Here is a 21,462-nt window from a genome sequence, read left to right as displayed (position 1 = left end):
GAGGGGGCATGGGCAAGCTGGACGGGCGCGTCGTCGTCATCACCGGGGCGGCGCGCGGGCAGGGCGAGCAGGAGGCACGGCTCTTCCGGGCGGAGGGCGCCCGGGTGGCCGTGGCCGACGTGCTGGACGAGCAGGGCGAGGCCCTGGCCGAGGAGATCGGCGCGTTGTACGTCCACCTCGACGTGCGCGAGGAGGACGGCTGGCGGGAGGCCGTCGGGGCCGTGAAGGCGGCGTACGGGCGCATCGACGGGCTCGTCAACAACGCGGGCATCCTGCGCTTCAACGCCCTCGTGGACACTCCGCTGGACGAGTTCATGCAGGTCGTGCAGGTCAATCAGGTCGGCTGCTTCCTGGGCATGAAGACGCTGGCGCCGGAGCTGGCCGACGGCGGGACCATCGTCAACACCGCCTCCTACACGGCAATCACCGGCATGGCGGCCGTCGGCAGCTACAGCGCGACCAAGCACGCCGTGCTCGGTCTGACCCGGGTGGCGGCGCTGGAGCTGGCGGACCGGGGCATCCGGGTCAACGCGATCTGCCCCGGCGCCATCGACACCGCGATGTCCAACCCTGCGCGGCTGGACCCGGACGCAGACCCGGAGGAGATGAGCCGCGCGCTGGACGAGCTGTACCGCAAGCTCGTGCCGCTCGGCCGGGTCGGCCGGCCGGAGGAGGTGGCCCGGCTGGCGCTCTTCCTCACCTCGCAGGACTCCTCGTACATCACCGGGCAGCCGTTCGTGATCGACGGGGGCTGGCTGGCCGGGGTCAGCGTCATCTGACGGATCGTCATCTATTGACGAATCTGACGCTACGTCAGAAAGTTTGAGGCACTCGCACCGAGCACCTGGACCGGGAAGGTGAACCGCCGTGGAATTCGGGCTCTTTGTACAGGGATACGTCGGAAAGCGTGCCGAGACCGACCCGCTGGCCGAGCACAAGGCGCTGATGGAGGAGACCGAGTACGTCATCCAGGCGGACCAGTCCGGCTTCAAGTACGCGTGGGCCTCCGAGCACCACTTCCTGGAGGAGTACTCGCACCTGTCCGCCAACGACGTGTTCCTGGGCTACCTGGCGCACGCGACGGAGCGGATCCATCTCGGCTCCGGCATCTTCAACCCCCTCGCGCCGGTCAACCACCCGGTGAAGGTGGCCGAGAAGGTCGCCATGCTCGACCACCTCAGCGAGGGCCGCTTCGAGTTCGGCAGCGGGCGGGGCGCGGGCTCGCACGAGATCCTCGGCTTCCTGCCCGGCATCACCGACATGAACTACACGAAGGAGATCTGGGAGGAGACGATCGCCGAGTTCCCCAAGATGTGGCTGCAGGACGAGTACGCGGGCTTCCAGGGCAAGCACTGGCAGCTGCCGCCGCGCAAGGTCCTGCCGAAGCCGTACGGGAAGTCCCACCCGGCGATGTGGTACGCGGCCGGGTCGCCCGCGTCGTACGCCATGGCCGCGCAGAAGGGGCTCGGCGTGCTCGGCTTCAGCATCCAGAAGGTCTCCGACATGGAGTGGGTGCTGGAGCAGTACAAGACGGCGGTCGTGAACGCCGAGCCGGTCGGGGACTTCGTCAACGACAACGTGATGGTGACGACCACCGCGATCTGCGCGCCGACCCACGCCGAGGCGATCGAGATCGCGGTGGGCGGCGGGCTGCACTACCTGCCCTCGCTGGTCTTCCGGTACCACGACACCTTCCCCCGGCCGGAGGGCTTCCCGGTGTGGCCCGAGACGCTGCCCGAGTACACACCCGAGTTCGTGGAGCTGCTCATCGAGGAGGAGCTGCTGATCTGCGGCGACCCGGACGAGGTGCTGCGCCAGTGCAAGCGCTGGGAGCAGGCCGGGGCGGACCAGCTGAGCTTCGGGCTGCCGGTGGGGGTGCCGAAGGAGGAGACGCTGCAGACGATCCGGCTGATCGGTGAGCATGTGATCCCCAGGATCGACACGGATCCCGTGCACCGGACGTCCCGGTTCCGTCAGGCCGTCTGAGGAGGGGGCGCAGGGATGCTGGACCACCTGATCAAGGGCGCCACCGTCGTGGACGGCACCGGCGCGCCCGGCTTCACCGCCGACGTCGGCCTGCGCGAGGGCCGGATCGCCGCCGTCGGCAGGATCACCGAGGAGGCCCGCACGAGCGAGGACGCCACGGGACTCGTCCTCACCCCCGGCTTCGTCGATCCGCACACCCACTACGACGCCCAGCTCTTCTGGGACCCCTACGCCACGCCCTCGCTGAACCACGGGGTGACCACGGTCGCCGCCGGCAACTGCGGGTTCACGCTCGCCCCGCTCAACCCCGCCCGGCCCCAGGACGCCGACTACACCCGGCGGATGATGGCCAAGGTGGAGGGGATGTCCCTGGTGGCGCTGGAGGAGGGGGCACCCTGGAGCTGGAACTCCTTCGGGGAGTACCTGGACGCCCTCGACGGACGGATCGCCGTCAACGCCGGCTTCATGGTCGGACACTGCGCGCTGCGCCGGCATGTGATGGGACCGGACGCCGTGGGCGGGCAGCCCGACGCGGAGCAACTGGAGCGGATGGTACGGCTGCTGCACGAGGCGATGGACGCCGGTGCCTGGGGCCTGTCCACCACCCAGTCGAGCACCCACTCCGACGGCGACGGACAGCCGGTCGCCTCCCGGCACGCCCGGCCCGCCGAACTGCTCGCCCTGTCCCGGGCCGTCGGCGAGCACGAGGGCACGCAGATCGAGGCGATCGTCGCCGGGTGCCTGGACCAGTTCAGCGACGACGAGATCGACCTGCTCGTGGAGATGAGCGCGGTCGCCGGCCGGCCGCTCAACTGGAACGTGCTCACCATCGACGCGGCCGTCCCGGAGCGGGTGCCCCGGCAGCTCAGCGCGAGCGAGCGGGCCCGGAAGGCGGGCGGCCGGGTGGTGGCCCTCACCATGCCGATCCTCACCCCGATGAACATGTCCCTCGGCACCTTCTGCGCCCTCAACCTCATCCCTGGATGGGGGCCGATCCTCGCCCTGCCCGTGCCGGAGCGGATCGCGCGGCTGCGGGACCCGGCCGTCCAGGCGGAGATGCTGCGACAGGCCCGGTCCAAGGAGGCGGGCGTCTTCCGGCGGCTCGCCAACTTCGGCCGCTACGTCATCGGGGACACCTACAGCGAGGCCAACCGGGGCCTGACCGGCCGGGTGGTGCGCGACATCGCCGAGGAGCGGGGGCTGGACCCCTTCGCCTGCCTGGTGGAGATCTGCGCGCACGACGAACTGCGTACGGTGCTGTGGCCGATGCCCCGCGACAACGACCCCGCCTCCTGGGCGCTGCGTGCCGAGACCTGGCAGCACGAGGACGTGCTGCTGGGCGGGTCCGACGCGGGGGCGCATCTGGACCGGATGTGCGGGGCACCGTACACGACGCGCTTCCTCGGCGACTGTCTGCGCGGCCGGAAGCTGGTCGGGTTCGAGCAGGCGGTGAAGATGCTCACCGACGACCCCGCACGGCTCTTCGGGCTGCACGAGCGCGGGCAGGTGCGCACGGGCTGGCACGCCGACCTCGTGCTTCTCGACCCGGAGCGGATCGACGCCGGGCAGGCCCGGCTGGTGCACGACCTGCCGGGGGACAGCCCCCGCCTGGACTCCCGGGCGATCGGGATACGGGCCGTGTGGGTCAACGGGGTCGAGGCCATCCGGGACGACGCGGTGAGCGGGGCCGTACCGGGCAGGGTGCTGCGCTCGGGGCGGGACACACGGACGGTGAGCACACGGTGAGCGAGGGGCAGCGGCTGTTCGTCGGAGGGCAGTGGGTGGAGCCGGACGGCGGCCACTACCCGGTGACCGACCCGGCCACCGAGGAGAGTGCCGGCTGGGCGCCGGAGGCCTCGCCGGAGCAGGCACGGGCGGCCTGCGCGGCGGCCCGTGAGGCGTTCGGGGCGTGGTCGCGGACCCGGCCCGAGGAGCGGGCGGCGGTGCTGGGACGGGCGGCGGAGATCATCCGCGGCCACCTGGCGCCGTACGCCGATCTGGCCCGCGCCGAGACCGGGGCGACCACCGGGACGGCCCGCGCGATGCAGGTCGGGGTGGCCGCCGCCCGCTTCCGCCGGTACGCGAGCGTGGAGCCCGCCGAGTGGGCCGTCGCCCCGCAGATCAACGAGGCCGGTCCGATGGGCCGGGCCGGTGTGATGGGCGCACTGGCCGTGCGGCAGCCCGTCGGGGTCGTCACCTGCGTCACCTCCTACAACAACCCGTGGGCCAACCCGGCCGGGAAGGTCGCCCCGGCGCTCGCCATGGGCAACACGGTGGTCGTCAAACCCGCCCCGCAGGACCCCCTGTCCGTCTACCGGATGGCCGAGGCGCTCGAGGCCGCCGGGGCGCCGCCCGGAGTGGTGAACGTCGTGTCGGGGCGGGACGTGGCCGTGGGCGAGGCGGTGGTGGCCTGCGAGGACGTGGACATGGTGAGCTTCACCGGCTCCACCGCCGTCGGGCGGCGCATCGCCGAGGTGTGCGGGCGGGACATGAAACGCCAGCTGATGGAGCTGGGCGGCAAGGGCGCGGCCCTGGTGTTCGACGACGCCGACCTCGGCTCGGCCGTCGCCGGCATCGGCACCACCTTCTCCTTCTACAGCGGGCAGATCTGCACGGCACCGACCCGGGTGCTGGCCCAGCGCGGGGTGTACGACCGGCTGGTGGAGCAACTGGCCGCATATGCGGGCCGGTTGAAGGTCGGGGACCCGGCCGCGCCGGACACGGTCGTCGGGCCGGTGATCTCGGCCGAGCACCGGGCGCGGGTGGAGTCCTATGTCGAACTCGGCCGCAAGGAGGGCGCGTCCGTGGTCGCGGGCGGTGAACGGCCTTTTCTGGAACGCGGGTTCTACGTCGCTCCGACGCTGCTCGCCGACTGCACCAACGACATGCGGGCCGCCCGGGAGGAGATCTTCGGGCCGGTGGTCTGCGTCATCCCCTTCGACGAGGAGGACGAGGGCGTCGCCCTCGCCAACGACTCCGACTACGGGCTCATCGACTACGTCTGGTCCGGTGACGTCGCCCGCGCCTTCCGGGTGGCCCGCCGGCTGCGGGCCGGCGGGGTCGGGGTCAACACCGTCGGCCGCAACATGGAGGCGCCGTTCGGCGGGTTCAAGAAGAGCGGGGTGGGGCGGGACGTGGGCTCGTACGCCCTGCACGCCTACAGCGAGGTGCAGGCCATCGTCTGGCCGGGCTGACCCCCGGCTCCCGGTCCTGCCCCGTCAGTCCTCCAGATCCACCCGCACCGTCATCAGATCCGTGCCGAAGGCCCGTACCGCCGTGCTGTTGAAGAAGGGCAGGGCGCGCAGCCGGGCGACGGGGTCGTCGTCGGGCAGGAGTCGGGCGGTGCCGTGGTGCCAGCGGCCGGACAGGCGGACGCGGACCCTCGGGTCGGCCTGGATGTTGCGGATGTACTGCGCCTTGTGGCCGAACTCGGAGACCAGCCAGAAGGCGTCCCCGACCCGGCGACCGCCGACGGGGGTCTGCCGGGGCAGGCCGGAGCTTCGGCCGGTGGTCTCCAGGAGGGTCTGGAACGGCAGCCGTCGGTTCAGGGGGTTGGCGACGTGCCGCTGGAAGAGGGTCACCACGCGGTGCTTGCGTGCTGCGAGGCCTGACATGTCGGTCCTTCTCCGGTCTGGCGGACGTACGGCGGTGAGGGTGTGTCGGCCCCGTGCGGGGCATGTGACGCCTGGACGTTCCTGCAACTGTCGCGGGCCAGCCTCCCCTGCGGTCTTTATCCACGCAACGGGGGGCGTGATGGGCGCGTCTGCGGACGGCTGCACGGCGAAGTCCGGGATGTCCGGGCAGGCGCACGCGCTGGACGGCGCGGGCGACGACGCCGGTCACATGCACCAGACCGTCCGGCCCGCCCTCTGGCCCGGGCCGCCGGATCGGCAGGCCCGGGCCGGGAGGGAGGGACTCGGTGATCACACGGTGCCGAGGAAGACGGGGTTCGTGAACGCCGCCAGTGCCCCCGGCACCGGCCCGGCCGCCGTCTCGTGCCGCACCTCGGCACGCACGTACGCCGCGTAGGTGGGCGTCGTACGCCACTCGACCGTGCCCGCGCCCGACACCGGCAGCGGATCGCTGGTGTACAGCACGCCCTGGTCGGTGACGAAGCGGACCGAGCAGCGCGGGGCGCCCGCGACCTCCAGCCGTACGGTCACGGGGGTGTCGGCGGCCACCTCCAGCCGCTCCCCGATGCCCGCCTGCCGCCCGCGTCCGCCCGTCACCGTGAAGCCGAGGACGACGTTCTTCGACTCGGCCACGTACGAGCGTCCCGAGCGGATGCCCTCCTGGATCGCCTCCCGGGTCAGGTCGTCGGCGAGGACGACCGTCTGGGGCGAGCCGACGACGTCCGGGTCGCGGTGGGCGTCGCTGTTGCCCATCGCCGGGAGCCAGGCCCGCCCCTGCCGCACGGCCGCGACGAGGGTGTTGTCCCACTCGGCCAGGGTCGCCTCGTCGTCCGGGGTGTACGGGCCGTTCCACACCTCCACGGCGTCCGCCTCGGCGAAGCCGAACTTCCAGCCGCAGCCGACGCAGGTGGCGTGCGGGTGGGCGGGGACGACCAGGCCGCCGGCCCGGCGGACGTCCCGGGCGAAGCGGGCCCAGCGGTTGTCCCGGGTCCGGTAGCGCCAGTCCACGAACGTGCCGGGCTCCGTGCCGAGCGCCACCACATGGCCGTTGCGGGTCGTGATCTCCTCGCCGAGCATGATCAGCAGATCGTCGCCCGCCTGGTCCGCCCAGTGGGGGTGCGAGGAGTGGGTGTTGTGGTCCGAGGAGTTGATGAAGTCCAGGCCCGCCGCCCGCGCCAGGGCCGCGATCTCGGCCGGGGTGCGGCGGCCGTCGGAGTACCAGGAGTGCAGATGGCAGTCGCCCCGGTACCAGTCCCGGCCCCGGCCCTTCGCCCGGGAGGGCGGGTACACCGGGTGCGGTGTCCGGCCCGCCGCGCCGTAGGTGAGGGTGATCGTCAGCTCGTACGTCAGCCCCTGCGGCGCCACCGTGTAGGGGCCCAGCGCGACGTACCAGGTGCCCTCCCGTACCGGGCCGGGGACATAGCCCGGGGTCGCGTCGTCGGCCCGCACGAAGAACTCCGTGCGGGCGCCGCCCGACCAGCCGCGAAAGCCCCGGCCGCCCAGCTCGGTGCCGCGGTCGTCGAAGAGGCCGATGTCGAGGGCGTTGCCCTGGGTGCCGGCCGGGACCGAGGGCTTGTCGTAGGTGTAGGAGACCTTGATCTCCTGGACGCCGGAGGGGACTTCGACCGGCACGTACACGAAGTCGGGGGAGCCGGGCGGCAGGGTGCCGCGTACCGTCCGGGTCTCCTGGTGCTGACCGTCCGCCGCTGCGAAGCTCACGCTTCCCAACGTAAGGGCAGCGGCGGCACCCGTCACGAACAGCGCGCGTCTGCCGATGCCCTGGGCCTGGCCGTGCGTGTCGTCACACATGGCGGTCATTCTCCCCTCTCGGCGTGAACTCCCGTGAAAGAGAAAGGGGTTGGCGAACGGGAGTTGGCGAACGGCTGCGTGTCATGCGCGTGACACGGATGTGCGAACCAGGCTGTGCCGACCGGTCGGTATGGACACTGCGATTCCGGCCCGGTACAGATGGGTCATGCGTATCGCCGTCACCATCTTCCTCACCGACGAGACCATCGCACCGGTCCGGCTCGCCCGCGAACTCGAGCAGCGCGGCTACGCCGGCCTCTACCTGCCCGAGCACACCCACATACCCGTCGAACGGACCACCCCGTACCCGGCCGGTGGCGACCTCCCGCGCGAATACGGCCGCACCCTCGACCCCTTCGTCGCCCTCGGCCAGGCCGCCGCCGTGACCGAGCGGCTGACCCTCGGCACCGGCATCACCCTCGTCGCCCAGCACGACCCCATCGCCCTCGCCAAGCAGATCGCCACCCTCGACCACCTGTCCGGCGGTCGTCTCACGCTCGGCCTCGGCTACGGCTGGAACGTCGAGGAGGCGGCCGACCACGGCGTCGACTGGCGCGCCCGCCGGGAGCTGGTCCGGGACCGGACCCGGCTCATGCAGGCACTGTGGGCCGAGGAACCGAGGTCCTACGAGGGCGAGTTCGGGAGCGTACGGGCCAGCCACGCCCACCCGAAGCCGGCGCAGAAGCCGCGCGGCCGGATCACCGGCCCGCGCACCCTCGTCGGCGGCGCCGCCGGACCCAAACTGTTCGCGCACATCGCCGAGTACACCGACGGCTGGCTGCCGATCGGTGGCCGGGGCCTCACCGAGTCCCTCCCCGTCCTGCGCTCGGTGTGGGCGGACGCGGGCCGCGACCCCGCCGCCCTGCACATCGTCCCGTACGCGGTCCTGCCCGCCCCGGGCAAGCTCGCCCACTACGCCGAGCTGGGCATCGAGGAGGTCGTACTCCAGTTGCCGTCGGCGGGGGAGGCCGAGGTGCTGCGGGTGCTGGACGACTACGCGAGCTTCCTGTAGGCGGTGCGGGAAGAAGGGGCGCGGGGCCGCGTCGAGCTGCGGCTCCGCCCCGTGGGCGCGACCAGTCACGACGCACCCGCGGCCGGCCGTGCACCGCACGCCCCCCCCTCCCCACTCCGCCGGGGGCGCGGGCTGCGTCGATGTGCGGCTCCGCCGTGGCTTCCGGCAGGCCGGATGGAGCCGTAGGCCCTGATCACGCCGAACGTATGGTGGGAGAATGACGACTTCCGCGACCTCCGGAACCGGCCCGACCGAGAACTCCATGCGTCGCGCCCTCAAACGCGCCCGGGACGGTGTCGCCCTCGACGTCGCCGAGACCGCGGTGCTGCTCCAGGCCCGCGGCGAGGATCTGACCGACCTCGCCGCGTCGGCCGCCCGGGTGCGGGACGCGGGTCTCGAGCAGGCGGGCAGGCCCGGTGTCATCACGTACTCGAAGAGCGTCTTCATCCCGCTGACGCGGCTGTGCCGGGACAAGTGCCACTACTGCACCTTCGTCACCGTCCCCGGCAAGCTGCGCCGGGCCGGGCACGGGATGTTCATGTCCCCGGACGAGGTGCTGGACATCGCCCGCAAGGGCGCCGCCCTCGGCTGCAAGGAAGCCCTCATCACCCTCGGCGACAAGCCGGAGGAGCGCTGGCCCGAGGCGCGCGAGTGGCTCGACGCGCACGGCTACGACGACACCATCGCCTACGTCCGCGCCGTCTCCGTCCGCATCCTGGAGGAGACGGGCCTGCTGCCCCACCTCAACCCGGGCGTGCTGACCTGGACGGACTTCCAGCGCCTCAAGCCCGTCGCGCCCTCCATGGGCATGATGCTGGAGACGACCGCGACCCGCCTGTGGTCCGAGCCCGGCGGCCCGCACTTCGGCTCCCCGGACAAGGAACCGGCCGTACGGCTGCGGGTCCTGGAGGACGCCGGCCGCTCCTCGGTGCCCTTCACCTCCGGTCTGCTCATCGGCATCGGTGAGACGTACGAGGAGCGGGCCGAGTCCCTCTTCGCGCTCCGGAAGGTCTCCCGCGCCTACCACGGCATCCAGGAGCTGATCATCCAGAACTTCCGCGCCAAGCCGGACACGGCGATGCGCGGCATGCCGGACGCCGAACTGGACGACCTGGTCGCCACGGTGGCCGTCGCCCGGCACATCATGGGCCCGTCGGCCTGCCTCCAGGCCCCGCCGAACCTGGTCGACTCCGAGTACGAGCGGCTGATCGGCGCCGGCATCGACGACTGGGGCGGGGTGTCGCCCCTGACCATCGACCACGTCAATCCCGAGCGCCCCTGGCCGCAGATCGAGGAGCTGGCCGAGAAGTCGGCGGCCGCCGGTTTCCGGCTGCGCGAGCGCCTCTGCGTCTACCCGGAGTTCGTGCGCCGCGGCGAGCCCTGGCTGGACCCGCGGCTGCGCCCGCACGTGAGCGCCCTCGCCGACCCGCGGACGGGGCTGGCCCGCGAGGACGCGGTGGTCGAGGGGCACCCCTGGCAGGAGCCGGAGGAGGTGTTCACGGCGGCGGGCCGCACGGATCTCCACGTGGCGATCGACACCGAGGGCCGCACCGCCGACCGGCGCGAGGACTTCGACGAGGTGTACGGCGACTGGGCGGCGCTGCGCGAGGCGGCGGCTCCCGGGATGACCCCGCAGCGCATCGACACCGACGTGCGGCAGGCGCTGCGCACCGCGGCCGACGACCCGACGAGGCTGACCGACACCGAGGCGCTCGCCCTGCTGCACGCGGACGGTCCGGCGTTGGACGCGCTGTGCCGGATCGCGGACGACGTGCGCAGGTCGGCGGTCGGCGACGACGTGACGTACATCGTCACCAGGAACATCAACTTCACCAACGTCTGCTACACCGGCTGCCGCTTCTGTGCCTTCGCGCAGCGGCGCACGGACGCCGACGCCTACACCCTCTCGCTGGAGCAGGTCGCCGACCGGGCCCAGCAGGCCTGGGACGTGGGCGCGGTCGAGGTGTGCATGCAGGGCGGCATCCATCCCGACCTGCCGGGCACGGCGTACTTCGACATCGCCAGGGCGGTGAAGGAGCGGGTTCCCGGGATGCACGTCCACGCCTTCTCGCCCATGGAGGTGGTGAACGGCGCGACGCGCACCGGGATGCCGATCCGCGAGTGGCTGACGGCGGCCAAGGAGGCGGGCCTGGACTCCGTCCCGGGTACGGCGGCGGAGATCCTGGACGACGAGGTCCGCTGGGTGCTGACCAAGGGCAAGCTGCCGACGGCCACGTGGATCGAGGTGATCACCACCGCCCATGAGCTGGGCATCCGCTCCTCCTCGACGATGATGTACGGCCATGTCGACCAGCCCCGCCACTGGCTCGGCCATCTGCGCACCCTGGCCCGGATCCAGCGCGAGACGGGCGGTTTCACCGAGTTCGTCACCCTCCCCTTCATCCACACGAACGCGCCGGTCTACCTGGCGGGCATCGCCCGTCCGGGTCCTTCCACCCGGGACAACCGGGCGGTGACGGCCATGGCCCGGCTCCTGCTGCACCCCTGGATCCCCAACATCCAGACAAGCTGGGTCAAACTCGGCACCGAGGGTGCGGCGGAGATGCTCCGCTCCGGTGCGAACGACCTGGGCGGGACGCTGATGGAGGAGACGATCTCCCGCATGGCGGGCTCGTCGTACGGCTCGTACAAGTCGGTCCGCGACCTCGTCGCCGTTGCGGAGGCGGCCGGCCGCCCGGCCCGGCCCCGCACCACCCTGTACGGCGAGGTGCCCGAGGAGCGGCAGCGGGCGGCCGAGGCCTCCGACGGCCACCTGCCGGAACTGCTGCCGGTCCTGGACTGAGGGCGGAGCCGTCATGGCCCCGGAAGGAGACTGAGTACGATGATCCGACCCCGGACCTGAGACGGGGCCCCGTAGCGGAGGAGATGCGTACCCGTGGCTGCCCGACTGCCCTCCTGGGCCTGGGTCACCGGCCTGACGGCGGGCGCGACCGCGGCCGTCGTCGTCCTCGCCGTCCAGGCGAACCACGGGCCGCACCCCACGGCCGCCGTGGCCGATCAGAAGCCGTCGGCGTCGGCGGGCGCGCACGCGTCCACCGCGCCGCACGCCTCGGCGCCGCCCGCGCTGCCGGACGCGTCGGGCCAGGGTCGCCGGATCGTGTACTCCGTCGGCGAGAAGCGGGTGTGGCTGGTCGACGCGACCGGCCGGGCGGGCCGCACCTTCGCGGTGTGGCCGGGCACGGTGAGCCCGCAGCCCGGCCGCTACTCGGTCACCCTGCGCATCCAGTCCCTCAAGGGCTCGGACGGCGTGGAGATCGAGCACGTCATGTACTTCACCAAGGTGGACGGCGTGAACGTCGCCTTCTCCAACGCCCTGGACGGCTCCTCGCCGCCCCCCGCCGACGGCAAGAAGCTGGGCGGCGTCCGTATGCCCAAGGCGGACGGCGCCGCCCTGTGGGCGTTCGGCGACAAGGGGACGACGGTGGCGGTCGTCAGCTAGCGTCCTGAGTCCGTCCGCCGGGCAGGAGATTGACGATGAGGGCGACACCGGCGAGCGTGAAGACACGGATCGCGGCGTCCTCGCCGTTCCACGTCTTCGACTGCCACATCGCGAACCACTCGCCGCCGATCGCGATGAACCCGGCACCGAACAGCAGCAGCAACATCAGCAACCCGTAGGTGGACCAGCGCCGGGCGAGGTCGTCTTTGCGCCAGGCCCAGAGCCAGGTCCCCCAGATCAGTACCAGGGCTGCCACGGTCTCCCACACGATGATGGCGACATACGCGGTGTCCTGAAGGCCGGTACTGGTGATGGCCCGCCACATCAGGTCGTGGTCCCTGAAGGTCGTGTCCATCGCCAGGACATGCCGTACGAACTGCTGGTTCGTGCCGAAATCGGTGATGTTCCCGAGGGCGACCAGGGCGATGTAGAGAGCGAGTATGCCGGTGAGAACTCCGGCGGCGAGTCTGAGTCCCGTGTGACGTGTGGGGGTGGTGTTCATGGCTGAATTCTCCCCTGACAGAAGCCGACTTCTCGCGGGGGCATTGCGCCAGAATGAAGAGACGGGCCGGGCGGGGAGGGGCGGACGCATGACGCGGGAACGGCCGTCGATGCAGGACCTCATCGGGCGGCGCAGACGGGCGGGATTCGTGGGCCGCGGCGGTGAACGGGCCGCCTTCCGGGCCAACTTGGACCTGGCGCCCGAGGACGAGCGGCACCGCTTCCTCTTCCACGTCCACGGCAACTCGGGTGTCGGAAAGACGTTCCTGGTCAGGGAGCTGGAGCAGATCGCGCGCGAACGCGGGGCGCTGACGGCGTACGTCGACGAGAGCGTGGGCAGCGTGCCCGAGGCGATGGCCGCCCTGTGCCGCCAACTGGCCCAGCAGGGGCACCGGTTGAGGAAACTGGAAGAGGCGCTGGTCGCCCACCGGGCGCGGCGGCACGACGCCGAGGCCGAGGCCGCGGCCCTGGAACCCGGGCCCGAGGGCCCCTCCCCGCTGACCATGACGGCCGTGCGGCTGGGCATGGCGGGCGTGGGCACGCTCGTGCCCGGCGCCGGAGTCTTCGCCGGAGCGGTGGACGCGGGCCAACTGGCCGATGCCGCCGCCCGGTTGAAGGCCCGGCTGAGCGCCCGCTTCCGCAACCAGGAGGACGTGCAGCTGGTGCTGTCCCCGGAGCGGGTGCTGACCCCCAAGCTGCTGGACGAACTGGCGGAGGTGACGTCGTCCGTCCGCTGGCTGGTCCTGTTCTTCGACACCTACGAGCGCACCGGCCCCTTCCTCGACGGCTGGCTGCACGAGCTGATGACCACCGACCGCTACGGCGCCCTGCCCGCCAACGTCCTCGTCGTCACCGCCGGCCAGCGCCCCTTCGACACCGCCCGCTGGGGCGGCTTCGCCGACTTCATGACCGACCTGCCGCTCGGCCCGTTCACCGACGCGGAGGCGCGTGGACTGCTGGCGGACCGCGGGGTGGTGGCCGAGCCGGTGGTCGCGGAGGTGCTCCGGCTGACCCGCGGCCTGCCCGTCCTCGTCTCCACCCTGGCCGAGGCCCGCCCCGCCGACCCGGACGACGTGGGTGACCCGAGCGCCACGGCGGTGGACCGGTTCCTCAAGTGGGAGCCGGACCCGGTGCGCCGGTCGGTGGCCCTGGCCTGCGCGCTGCCCCGGCGCCTGGACGCGGATGTGTTCCGGGCGGTGGCGCAGTGCACGCCGGACGAGGCCGACGCCCTGTACGACTGGCTGCGGGGCATGCCGTTCGTCAGCGAGCGGGGCGAGCGGGTGCAGTACCACGACGTCGTGCGCGCCCCGATGCTGCGGATGCAGCGCAGGCGCTCGCCGCGGGGATGGGCGCAGCGGCAGGAGCAGCTCGCGGAGACCTTCGGCAGGTGGCGCCACGAACGGCAGGACGGTCTCGCCGACCCCTGGGCGGACGAGGAGTGGCGGGAGCTGAGGCTCGCGGAGGCCTACCACCGGCTGTGCGCGGGGGAGCGGAGCGCACTCGCGTTCGTGCTCGGCGGGGCGGTGCGGGCCTGCGGCTGGCGCGAGGAGGAAGGCCGCCGCTGGGCCCGGATGCTGGTGGAGGCCGGAGCGGACACCCAGGCCGAGGACGTGACGCGCTGGGGCCGGGACCTGCTGCACGCGCTGGAGTCCCGGACCGCCGAGCAGGCGCTGACCCTGCTCCTGGACCACGCCCCGCTCGACACCGCGTCCCGGGCCATCGCCCACGCCAACCGCGGCACCCTGCTGCGCGTGGCCGAGGCCCCCGAGCGCGCGCTCACCGAGTACGACCGGGCCCTCGCCCTCACGCCCGGGCTGACGCTCGCCCATCACGGCCGCGCCCTCACCCGCGCCGCCCTGCGCGACTACGAGGGCGCCGTCGCCGACCTGGACCGCGTCCTCGCCGAAGACCCCGACAACGCCGCCCATCTCAGCTCCCGCGGCGACTACCGGCGGCTGTGCGGACAGTACGACGCCGCCCTGCGCGACCTGGACCGGGCGGTCGCGCTCGACCCGACGCTGCGCGACACCTGGGCCGTACGCGGGGCCACGCACCACGCCATGCGCCGCTACGACCAGGCGCTCACCGACCTGGACCGGGCCCTGCAGATCGACCCGGAGTTCGTCTGGGGCCTGGCCCGCCGGGCCCGGCTGCACCGCTCGCTGCGCGACCGCGCGCGTCAACTGGCCGATCTGGACCGCGCGGTGGCGCTCCTCCCGGAGGCGCCCTGGGTGCGGTGCGAGCGGGGCGACGCGCTCGCCGCCGTGGGCCGCGAGGCGGAGGCACTGGCCGACTACGACAAGGCCCTCGCGCTGGACCCGGAGTACGCCTCCGCCTACGCCAGCCGGGGCGCCCTGCACGGCAGGCGCGGCCGCGACGAGGAGGCGCTGGCCGACCTCGACCGCGCGCTGAGCCTCACCCCGGACTATCCCTGGGCCCTGGTGCACCGTTCCAGGGCCCGCAGCCGCCAAGGCAGATACGACAGGGCGCTCGTCCATGCCTACCGTGCCGTGGAACTGGATCCCCGGGGCGCGTGGGCCCTCGCGAACAAGATCCAGACGGATATGAGCGTCGGCCGGCTGGAGCAGGCGCGGTCGGACCTCGAACGGTACGTCACGCTGGGCGGGGACACGGACTGGGCCTGCCGTCAACTGGCCGCCGTGCACCTCCTGAACGGCCGGTACGAGGAGGCGGTGGCCGCCCTCGACACGGCCGAGGTCCGCTGTGCCGCCGCGCTGAGCGCCCGGAACTGGCCCCTGGCCCGGCAGGCGGCGACCCCGGACGTGCGCCGGGCCCTGGCGGTGAGCGCAGCCGAGGGCGTGAGCGTCGCCCGCCCCCTGTGGACGAGCCTCGCCCGTGCGAACGGCCGTACCTGGGTGCGGCCGGTGACCAGCGCGGCCCTCCAGAACTGGCCCGAACTGGATCGCGACCTGCACCGCTTCCTGACTGCCCCGCACTCCTGGCCGGACCTGGCAGATCTGGCCGACGCACTCGACATCCTCCGCCTGAGCCCCGCCATGGACCGCACCCGGCTCGCACCCCGGCTGGCGCGGGCGATCGAGGCGCGGGACGCGATGCGGGCGCGCTACGCGGAGTGAACGGCGAAGTCCAGGAACTCCGTCCAGGAGGCTCCGCTCACGGCGAGTTGGCCGTGGTCCCTGTCCTTGGAGTCGCGGATGTGGATGGTGGCGGGGGATATGGCGACCTCGACGCATTCGGGGCCGTCGTTGCCGCTGTAGCTGCTCTTGAACCACTCCAGGGCGGTCATGTCTCCAACTCCAGTACTTTCTCGATGAAGGCGAGTGACTCTCGGGGCGTGAGCGCCTGCGCCCGGATCATCCCATAGCGCATCTCCATGAGGTGGGCCTCCCGAGGGTCGCTGACGACCCGGCTGTAGAGCTGGCCTTCAGTGTGTCCGAGGGTCTTGCCGTTCGGGAGCTTCAGCACCTGGATCGAGCCCATCATGCCCGCGTGATCCTCACAGTCCGTGGGCATCACCTGGATCTCCACATGCCGCAACTTGCTCATCTCCACCAGGTGTTCCAACTGCTGCCGCAGCACCACCTTGCCGCCGATGGGACGCCTCAGCGTTGCCTCTTCCTGGACGAACGTGATGAGCGCCCGGGGTACCCGCTCGAACACCGACTTCCTTGCCATGCGCGCGGCGACGAGGCGGTCGATCTCCTCCTCGGTGTACGAGGGCCGCCGCATGGCATACAAAGCACGTGCGTATTCCGTTGTCTGCAAGAGGCCGTGAACATGGAGGGCGGCGTAAGCCCCCAACTCAGTGGCCTCACCCTCCAGCTTGGCCAGATCCCGAACGTTCTTCGGATACCGGGCCTTCTCCACGTCCTCCTTCATCGCGGACAACTTCCCGTCCGCACCCAGCACTTCATCGGCGGCGTCGAGAAAGTCCGGCTTTGGAGACCGTCGCCCGCGCTCCACGGACGACACCATCTCCTCGCTGTACTTGATCCGCGCCCCCAGCTCTCCCTGCTTCAGCCCGGCAGCTTCCCGCCAGACCTTGATCTGCCGTCCGACCATCTTGAGTACGGCCTCGGCCTCTTCGTCCTCCACGTTGCCCCCTTGCGACGTACGAGCCGTACGACCACACCCAGCCCCCGGACAGTCACGCTGCGTACCGTGGTCGTCGCTGTTCAGAGTAGGGAAGCGCGACCACGCTGGGTGACATGAATCAGAAAAACCACCTCAGGATCCAGCTGTCGGCGACCCGAAGAGGCGCGCGCCTGGCCCGGCTCCTCACCGAGCGTCAACTGGCCGAGTGGGGCGCGCCGTTCGAGGAGGCGACGCAGGTGGTGGCGGAGCTGGCGTCGAACGCCGTACTGCACGGGCGGGTACGGGGACGGGACTTCCGCCTGGGGCTGACGCTCCACGACGACGGCACCCTGCGGATCGAGGTGACCGACGCCCGGGGCGACCGGGTCCCGTGTCTCCATGACCCGGTGGCCGAGGAGTCGGAACGCGGCCGGGGTCTACGGATCGTGGCGGCGTACGCGGAACGCTGGGGCGTGGCGGAGGCGCCGGCCGGGGCCAAGATCGTCTGGGCGGAACTCGTACCGGGTCGCGGTGGCCCGTGACCCGGTGGCGCCCGACGCCAAAGACCAAAGAACCGGGGAAAGAACCAATCCCACCCTCACCGCCCCCGTCGCTCACTCGCCGGAGTGAATATGCCCAACGCAACTGGCGCGACGGGGGAGTTGTGGTGCAGCCTCGGCTGCAACAGCCCGTAAACATGCATCGGCCCTCGCCGGGACTGGCATCCCACTGCGAGGGCCTGATCACCGAGGAAGGCCCACTTCCCGATGACTGAGAAGAAGCGTAACGCTCCCGCGCACCCGAGGCCCCGTCCTTCGTCCGGCGTCACCCATGAGAACGAACCCCTCCGCGACAACTTCACCGTGATCAGCAACGACTTGGCCCAGCACCCGGAGCTGTCGTTCAGCGCGATCGGTGTGGCGACGCACATCCAGTCGCTGCCCGAGGGCACTCCGGTCGGTATCAAGGCGCTGGCGGCGAACTCCCCCGACGGGGAGATCCCGATCGCGGCGGCGCTGCGCGAACTGGAGGAGCACGGGTTCCTCTCACGCACCAAGGAGCGTCTTCCATCGGGGCAGGTGACGACTCGGACGACCTCGTACAACAAGCCCCGACGCGCCCTGGCCGCGGCGGCCCCGCCCATCCCTCCCGAGGCCGAGACCAAGCCCGACCGGCCGTCCTGTGGGACGAAGGCGACCGACCTGCTGTCCTGCCTGCGCGCGCACGACTCCCGCCTGCTCCTCACCGAACGGGACGTGCACCGGCTGGCCCCGGCCGTCGCCGAGTGGCTGGAGCGGGGTGTGCCGCCCACGGCCGTTGTACGGACCCTCACGACGGGCCTGCCCCAGGACCCGATCAAGCACCCGGCTGAGTCGGACTCCCGCCCTCACGCCAGCACCTCTTCGAAGCCACGACCAACGCTCAGCAGACTCAGAGCCTCGCGCCGTTGCGTGCGTTCGTCCACTCCTGGGCCGTGTTCGTCGCCATTGAACGACACCCTGAGCGCGCTGCCCGGCTGAGGGAGCTGGAGCGGATCGTGGATGCGGGGGAGCAGGATCCGACGGCCGCCATCGCGGAGATCGGAACGATCCGACAGGCGGCCGAGGCGGAGGCCGGGCTGTGACGGACCGGGGCTTGGGACTACAACCCGAGTGCGGCGTACGTCACGGGAGGACTGCCGCCGGGAGTGGTGGCGGAGGTGGAGCGCCTCGCGGCCGAACTGGCCGCGCTCGGCCCCGGCTCCGTCAAGGTCGGCCGGGCTTTTGATCGCGAAGGCGGACTCCGCGAGTTCGACATCCTCGGCGGGCGCGGCTTCATCGGCTTTCTCCCCGTACCCCGCCACGAGTGCGTCTACGTCTGCAACGTCACGTGGTACGGCTGACCCCCTCCCCCGTCACCACCGGCCGCACCCTCGTCAGCATCAGGTCCAGGAACTGCTCCGGGTGCCGGAACGACGCGAAGTGGCTCGCCTCGCGGATCAGGGCGAAGTCCTTCACGGGGGCCGTGACCGCCTCGTAGAAGCGGCGGGCCGGTTCCGGTGGGGTGAGGACGTCGTGGTCGCCCTGGAAGAGGAAGAAGGGGAGGCGGAAGGCGGTGCCCTCGGCGTACTCGTCGATGGTCATCGCCTGGGGGCCGAGTTGTTCGGAGAACGTCATGCCCTTCAGGTAGGCGCGCAGGCCGCGGAGGGTGTGGAAGGGGGAGAACCAGAGGGAGCGGATCACGACCGTCTTCATCGTGTCGTAGGTGAGGGGGTCGGTCGTGACCACGGTCTTGGCGTACTCCGACCACTGCTCGGCGCTCCAGGCGGACCGGTCCGGGCCCATCGCCGCCACCTTCGCCCGCTCCTTCCTCCTGCCCGCCTTCGCCAGCCGGGCCAGCAGTGCCTCGTAGGAGGAGGTGTCGCGGCCGCCGCCGATGATGTTCTGGTCGGTGCCGACGTAGGCCGAGTAGAACTCGGGGTGGTCGCGGGCCAGGCGCAGGCCGGTGACCGTGCCGAAGCTGTTGGCGACCAGCAGGACCTTGTCGACGCCGAGGCGGGCGCGGATGTGCCGGGTCACCTCCAGGGCGTCGGCGTACAGGCGGTCGAGGGTCATCTCGCCCTGGCCCTCGGGGCCGCCCGCCGCGAAGGTCCGGCCGGCGCCGCGCATGTCCCAGCGGACGATCGTGAAGTGTCGCTCCCAGGCGCGGGTGCGCGGGGCGAAGACCAGGTTGGAGGCGCCGGGGCCGCCGTGCAGCTCCACGATCACCGGGTTCGACAGGTCCTCGCCCCGGACCGAGAGCCACTGGTCGATGCCGCCGATGCGGACGTACGACGCCTCGTCGATGCCGTTCGGCATCCGGATCTCCAGCTTCTTCGCGTTCGCCCGGCGCTTGAGGGCGCGGTAGGTCAGCAGCACGGTGTTCCCCCTAAACTGTTTATGCCATCAGCTGTTCTGATGTGCTTACGGTATATACAGTTGTCTGCGGCGTCAACGGAATGACGAGTGAAGTGATGGGGAGTGGGGCATGGCGGGGCGCAGTGACAGGGAGCCGGACCGGCCGCGCGATCCGGCGGCGGGCCTCGCGCTGCTGTGGGGCGAGCAGGGGCGGCCCACGCGCGGGCCCAAGCCCAAGCTGTCGCCGCAGCGCATCGCCGCCGCAGCCGCCGAACTCGCGGACGCGGAGGGGCTGGACGCGGTCTCCATGAGCAGGGTGGCGGGCGGGTTCGGGGTCTCGGCGATGGCCCTGTACCGGTACGTCCCCGGCAAGACCGAACTCGTCGCGCTGATGGTCGAGTCCGTGCTGGCCGAGGCCCCGGACCTGTCCCGGGTGCCGGAGGGGGACTGGCGGGCGGCCGTACGCGAGTGGACCCGCTGCTGCGCGCGCGTCTACGCCGACCATCCCTGGCTGCTCGGGGCCACCGCCATGCGGCGCCGGCTGATGGGCCCCTGCCAGCTGTCCTGGCTGGACGCGGCGCTCGCCGCCCTGGAGCCCACCGGTCTCGGTGCCGCCCACCGCCACCAGGTCTTTTTGCTGCTGATCGGGCTCGTCCGCAACCTCGCCCAGCAGCTCGGTGACCACGACGAGGAGGGGAGTGAGGAGTGGGACCGGCTGAGCGGTGAGCTGCTCGCCCGGCACGCCGACCGCTTCCCCGCGCTCGCCCGGGCCGTCACCGAGGGCGCCTTCGAGCCGGACGGGACCGACGCGCTCGCATTCGGGCTCGACCGCATCCTTGACGGGGTCGAAGCGCTCATGACTGGGCGGGAATGAACCTTCGGGGGTGGTTTGCCCCACTGAACGGACCGTTCCAGGTCGATTACAGTGCTGAGCGTCGTACGGACGGACGGTGCCGTGAGGAGGACTTCAGTGGGTACGACGTCCGGCGCCGTCTGGGGACGTGCCGAGCAGCAGGACTTCCGGAGCAGGGTGCGCGGCACCCTGCTGGGGGCCGCCGTGGGCGACGCGCTCGGCGGTCCCGCCGACGCGCTGTCCCTGGAGGAGATCCGGGCCGCCTACGGTCCCGAGGGGCTGCTGGACCTGGCCTTCGGCCAGGGCCGGCGCGGCACGGTCACCCACCACACCCAGCTTGCGCTCTTCACCGTGGACGGGCTGATACGTGCCCAGGTGCGCCGGGACACCGGCGCCTGGCATCCGCCGACCGACCTGCACCGGGCGTATCTGCGCTGGGCGGCGACCCAGCGGGACTGGGGGCCCGACGAGCGCCGCAAGGACGACGGCTGGCTGGCCCGCGAGGAGTGGCTGTACGCCCGCCGCGAGCCGAGCCGGGCCCTGCTCGTCGGCTTCGGCGACGAGGTCATGGGCACGCTGGAGCGGCCCAAGAACCCCGGCGAGCTGGGCCCGGAGGCGGTCGCCCGCTCGGCGGCGTTCGGGCTGCTGGTCGGCTGGGAGCCGCAGCTCGTCGCCCAGCTGGCGGTGGAATGCGCGGCGCAGAGCCACGGGCACCCGATCGCCTACCTCTCCGCGGGCGCGTACGCCGTGATCGTGCACGCGCTGGCCCGCGGCGAGAGCCTCGACGGCGCCGTCCAGCGCACCCTCGCCCTCCTCTCCGCCCACCCCGGTCACCAGCCCGTCGCGGATGCCCTCCAGCACGCCCTCGGGGCGGTGCGCCAGGGCATCCCGAGCCCGACGAGAGTCGAGGAACTGGCGGGGGACGGTACGGCGGACGGGCTGCTGGCGGCTTCCGTGTACTGCGCGTTGGTGGGCGAGGACGTACGGCACGGCCTGTGCCTGGCGGTGAACCAGGGCGGCCCCTCGGCAGCGGCGGGCGCCCTGACCGGCGGCCTCCTCGGCGCCCTGCACGGCGAAACGGCCCTCCCCCCGGCCTGGCTGACCGAGCTGGAGGGCCGTGCGACGATCCTGGAACTGGCCGACGACTTCGCGATGGAGATGACCCAGGGCCCGGCACTGCACGGCCCGGCAGGGTCGTCACCGGGGTGGCTGGCGCGGTATCCGCGCTGAGGGCACTCCCGCTCGCCGCCGCCCGGCCGCTCGCCCCGACCGCCGCG

Annotated in this window: 20 protein-coding genes; 14 read left to right on the top strand and 6 right to left on the bottom strand. The window is 72.0% G+C overall.

The features are described 5' to 3' along the window. The first annotated feature begins 8 nt into the window (after window positions 1–8). The 4 genes from GQF42_RS20320 (at window position 9) to GQF42_RS20305 (ending at window position 5,180) form a co-directional block, all read left to right on the top strand. Complete coding sequence (locus GQF42_RS20320) at window positions 9–779, top strand: SDR family NAD(P)-dependent oxidoreductase (protein ID WP_158921913.1); 771 nt, start codon at window positions 9–11, stop codon at window positions 777–779. Window positions 780–867: 88 nt separating this feature from the next. Continuing rightward, window positions 868–1,986 (top strand): LLM class flavin-dependent oxidoreductase, encoded by a 1,119-nt coding sequence (locus tag GQF42_RS20315; protein ID WP_158921911.1) that lies wholly within the window; start codon window positions 868–870, stop codon window positions 1,984–1,986. Window positions 1,987–2,001: 15 nt separating this feature from the next. After that, entirely contained in the window at window positions 2,002–3,732 is a 1,731-nt protein-coding gene (locus GQF42_RS20310) for an N-acyl-D-amino-acid deacylase family protein (protein ID WP_158921909.1), read from the top strand. Continuing rightward, complete coding sequence (locus GQF42_RS20305; protein ID WP_158921907.1) at window positions 3,729–5,180, top strand: aldehyde dehydrogenase family protein; 1,452 nt, start codon at window positions 3,729–3,731, stop codon at window positions 5,178–5,180. Before GQF42_RS20310 ends, GQF42_RS20305 begins: the two co-directional genes overlap by 4 nt. A gap of 24 nt (window positions 5,181–5,204) precedes the next feature. On the opposite strand, the gene GQF42_RS20300 is transcribed toward GQF42_RS20305, so the two are convergent. Further along, window positions 5,205–5,600 (bottom strand): nitroreductase/quinone reductase family protein, encoded by a 396-nt coding sequence (locus GQF42_RS20300; RefSeq protein ID WP_158921905.1) that lies wholly within the window; start codon window positions 5,598–5,600, stop codon window positions 5,205–5,207. Window positions 5,601–5,909: 309 nt separating this feature from the next. Continuing rightward, window positions 5,910–7,427, bottom strand: coding sequence for a CehA/McbA family metallohydrolase (locus tag GQF42_RS20295; protein WP_158921903.1), 1,518 nt, complete (start codon window positions 7,425–7,427; stop codon window positions 5,910–5,912). A gap of 166 nt (window positions 7,428–7,593) precedes the next feature. Here GQF42_RS20295 and GQF42_RS20290 point away from each other — a divergent pair, with 166 nt between their 5' ends. From GQF42_RS20290 to GQF42_RS20280, 3 genes are all read left to right on the top strand, one after another. Then, the gene (locus GQF42_RS20290; RefSeq protein WP_158921901.1) at window positions 7,594–8,439 is read left to right on the top strand and encodes an LLM class F420-dependent oxidoreductase; all 846 of its coding nucleotides are present in this window, start codon (window positions 7,594–7,596) and stop codon (window positions 8,437–8,439) included. A gap of 217 nt (window positions 8,440–8,656) precedes the next feature. Continuing rightward, window positions 8,657–11,242 carry a bifunctional FO biosynthesis protein CofGH gene (locus GQF42_RS20285; protein WP_158921899.1) on the top strand — a complete coding sequence of 862 codons (2,586 nt, stop codon included), beginning with the start codon at window positions 8,657–8,659 and terminating at the stop codon, window positions 11,240–11,242. Window positions 11,243–11,335: 93 nt separating this feature from the next. Then, the gene (locus GQF42_RS20280; protein ID WP_158921897.1) at window positions 11,336–11,899 is read left to right on the top strand and encodes a hypothetical protein; all 564 of its coding nucleotides are present in this window, start codon (window positions 11,336–11,338) and stop codon (window positions 11,897–11,899) included. Here the strand turns inward: GQF42_RS20280 and GQF42_RS20275 are convergent. After that, window positions 11,892–12,401 carry a DUF2165 domain-containing protein gene (locus tag GQF42_RS20275; RefSeq protein ID WP_158921895.1) on the bottom strand — a complete coding sequence of 170 codons (510 nt, stop codon included), beginning with the start codon at window positions 12,399–12,401 and terminating at the stop codon, window positions 11,892–11,894. The genes GQF42_RS20280 and GQF42_RS20275 overlap by 8 nt on opposite strands. Before the next feature lie 88 nt (window positions 12,402–12,489). Here GQF42_RS20275 and GQF42_RS20270 point away from each other — a divergent pair, with 88 nt between their 5' ends. Further along, entirely contained in the window at window positions 12,490–15,498 is a 3,009-nt protein-coding gene (locus tag GQF42_RS20270) for an ATP-binding protein (protein WP_158921893.1), read from the top strand. On the opposite strand, the gene GQF42_RS20265 is transcribed toward GQF42_RS20270, so the two are convergent. After that, window positions 15,486–15,668 carry a DUF397 domain-containing protein gene (locus tag GQF42_RS20265; RefSeq protein WP_158921891.1) on the bottom strand — a complete coding sequence of 61 codons (183 nt, stop codon included), beginning with the start codon at window positions 15,666–15,668 and terminating at the stop codon, window positions 15,486–15,488. The two genes, GQF42_RS20270 and GQF42_RS20265, sit on opposite strands and share 13 nt — an antisense overlap. Further along, window positions 15,665–16,477, bottom strand: coding sequence for a helix-turn-helix domain-containing protein (locus tag GQF42_RS20260; protein ID WP_158921889.1), 813 nt, complete (start codon window positions 16,475–16,477; stop codon window positions 15,665–15,667). The genes GQF42_RS20265 and GQF42_RS20260 overlap by 4 nt, the downstream gene beginning before the upstream one ends. A gap of 113 nt (window positions 16,478–16,590) precedes the next feature. On the opposite strand from GQF42_RS20260, the gene GQF42_RS20255 reads away from it, so the two are divergent. The 4 genes from GQF42_RS20255 to GQF42_RS20245 all read left to right on the top strand — a co-directional run bounded on the left by GQF42_RS20255 (window position 16,591) and on the right by GQF42_RS20245 (window position 18,338). Continuing rightward, a complete protein-coding gene (locus GQF42_RS20255; protein ID WP_158921887.1) occupies window positions 16,591–16,998 on the top strand; it encodes an ATP-binding protein in 408 nt (135 codons plus the stop codon). Between the two features lie 225 nt (window positions 16,999–17,223). Next, a complete protein-coding gene (locus GQF42_RS44975; protein WP_199272734.1) occupies window positions 17,224–17,976 on the top strand; it encodes a helix-turn-helix domain-containing protein in 753 nt (250 codons plus the stop codon). Next, window positions 17,904–18,080: a hypothetical protein gene (locus tag GQF42_RS47275; RefSeq protein ID WP_325100337.1), complete on the top strand. Its 177-nt coding sequence runs from the start codon at window positions 17,904–17,906 to the stop codon at window positions 18,078–18,080. Before GQF42_RS44975 ends, GQF42_RS47275 begins: the two co-directional genes overlap by 73 nt. Before the next feature lie 66 nt (window positions 18,081–18,146). Beyond that, complete coding sequence (locus tag GQF42_RS20245) at window positions 18,147–18,338, top strand: hypothetical protein (RefSeq protein WP_233273398.1); 192 nt, start codon at window positions 18,147–18,149, stop codon at window positions 18,336–18,338. Here the strand turns inward: GQF42_RS20245 and GQF42_RS20240 are convergent. Then, the gene (locus tag GQF42_RS20240; protein WP_233273397.1) at window positions 18,322–19,353 is read right to left on the bottom strand and encodes an alpha/beta fold hydrolase; all 1,032 of its coding nucleotides are present in this window, start codon (window positions 19,351–19,353) and stop codon (window positions 18,322–18,324) included. The two genes, GQF42_RS20245 and GQF42_RS20240, sit on opposite strands and share 17 nt — an antisense overlap. 109 nt (window positions 19,354–19,462) lie before the next feature. On the opposite strand from GQF42_RS20240, the gene GQF42_RS20235 reads away from it, so the two are divergent. Both GQF42_RS20235 and GQF42_RS20230 read left to right on the top strand, forming a co-directional pair. Beyond that, window positions 19,463–20,206 (top strand): TetR/AcrR family transcriptional regulator, encoded by a 744-nt coding sequence (locus GQF42_RS20235; protein ID WP_158921885.1) that lies wholly within the window; start codon window positions 19,463–19,465, stop codon window positions 20,204–20,206. Between the two features lie 96 nt (window positions 20,207–20,302). Further along, complete coding sequence (locus GQF42_RS20230; RefSeq protein ID WP_158921883.1) at window positions 20,303–21,415, top strand: ADP-ribosylglycohydrolase family protein; 1,113 nt, start codon at window positions 20,303–20,305, stop codon at window positions 21,413–21,415. Window positions 21,416–21,462: the final 47 nt, after the last annotated feature.

Origin of the sequence: Streptomyces broussonetiae (assembly GCF_009796285.1) — a bacterium.
GTDB classification, from domain to species: Bacteria; Actinomycetota; Actinomycetes; order Streptomycetales; family Streptomycetaceae; genus Streptomyces; species Streptomyces broussonetiae.
The sequence above is the reverse complement of the archived record's forward strand: the minus strand, read 5'-3'. Positions and strand labels throughout refer to the sequence as shown.

What these genes read in the sequence shown, in the direction of transcription:
- GQF42_RS20255 (WP_158921887.1), top strand. Translation starts at nt 16,591, where the DNA reads ATGAATCAGAAAAACCACCTCAGGATCCAGCTGTCGGCGACCCGAAGA.
- GQF42_RS44975 (WP_199272734.1), top strand. Translation starts at nt 17,224, where the DNA reads ATGACTGAGAAGAAGCGTAACGCTCCCGCGCACCCGAGGCCCCGTCCT.
- GQF42_RS20290 (WP_158921901.1), top strand. Translation starts at nt 7,594, where the DNA reads ATGCGTATCGCCGTCACCATCTTCCTCACCGACGAGACCATCGCACCG.
- GQF42_RS20300 (WP_158921905.1), bottom strand. Translation starts at nt 5,600, where the DNA reads ATGTCAGGCCTCGCAGCACGCAAGCACCGCGTGGTGACCCTCTTCCAG.
- GQF42_RS20270 (WP_158921893.1), top strand. Translation starts at nt 12,490, where the DNA reads ATGACGCGGGAACGGCCGTCGATGCAGGACCTCATCGGGCGGCGCAGA.
- GQF42_RS20235 (WP_158921885.1), top strand. Translation starts at nt 19,463, where the DNA reads ATGGCGGGGCGCAGTGACAGGGAGCCGGACCGGCCGCGCGATCCGGCG.
- GQF42_RS20320 (WP_158921913.1), top strand. Translation starts at nt 9, where the DNA reads ATGGGCAAGCTGGACGGGCGCGTCGTCGTCATCACCGGGGCGGCGCGC.
- GQF42_RS20285 (WP_158921899.1), top strand. Translation starts at nt 8,657, where the DNA reads ATGACGACTTCCGCGACCTCCGGAACCGGCCCGACCGAGAACTCCATG.
- GQF42_RS20275 (WP_158921895.1), bottom strand. Translation starts at nt 12,401, where the DNA reads ATGAACACCACCCCCACACGTCACACGGGACTCAGACTCGCCGCCGGA.
- GQF42_RS20295 (WP_158921903.1), bottom strand. Translation starts at nt 7,427, where the DNA reads ATGTGTGACGACACGCACGGCCAGGCCCAGGGCATCGGCAGACGCGCG.
- GQF42_RS20265 (WP_158921891.1), bottom strand. Translation starts at nt 15,668, where the DNA reads ATGACCGCCCTGGAGTGGTTCAAGAGCAGCTACAGCGGCAACGACGGC.
- GQF42_RS20310 (WP_158921909.1), top strand. Translation starts at nt 2,002, where the DNA reads ATGCTGGACCACCTGATCAAGGGCGCCACCGTCGTGGACGGCACCGGC.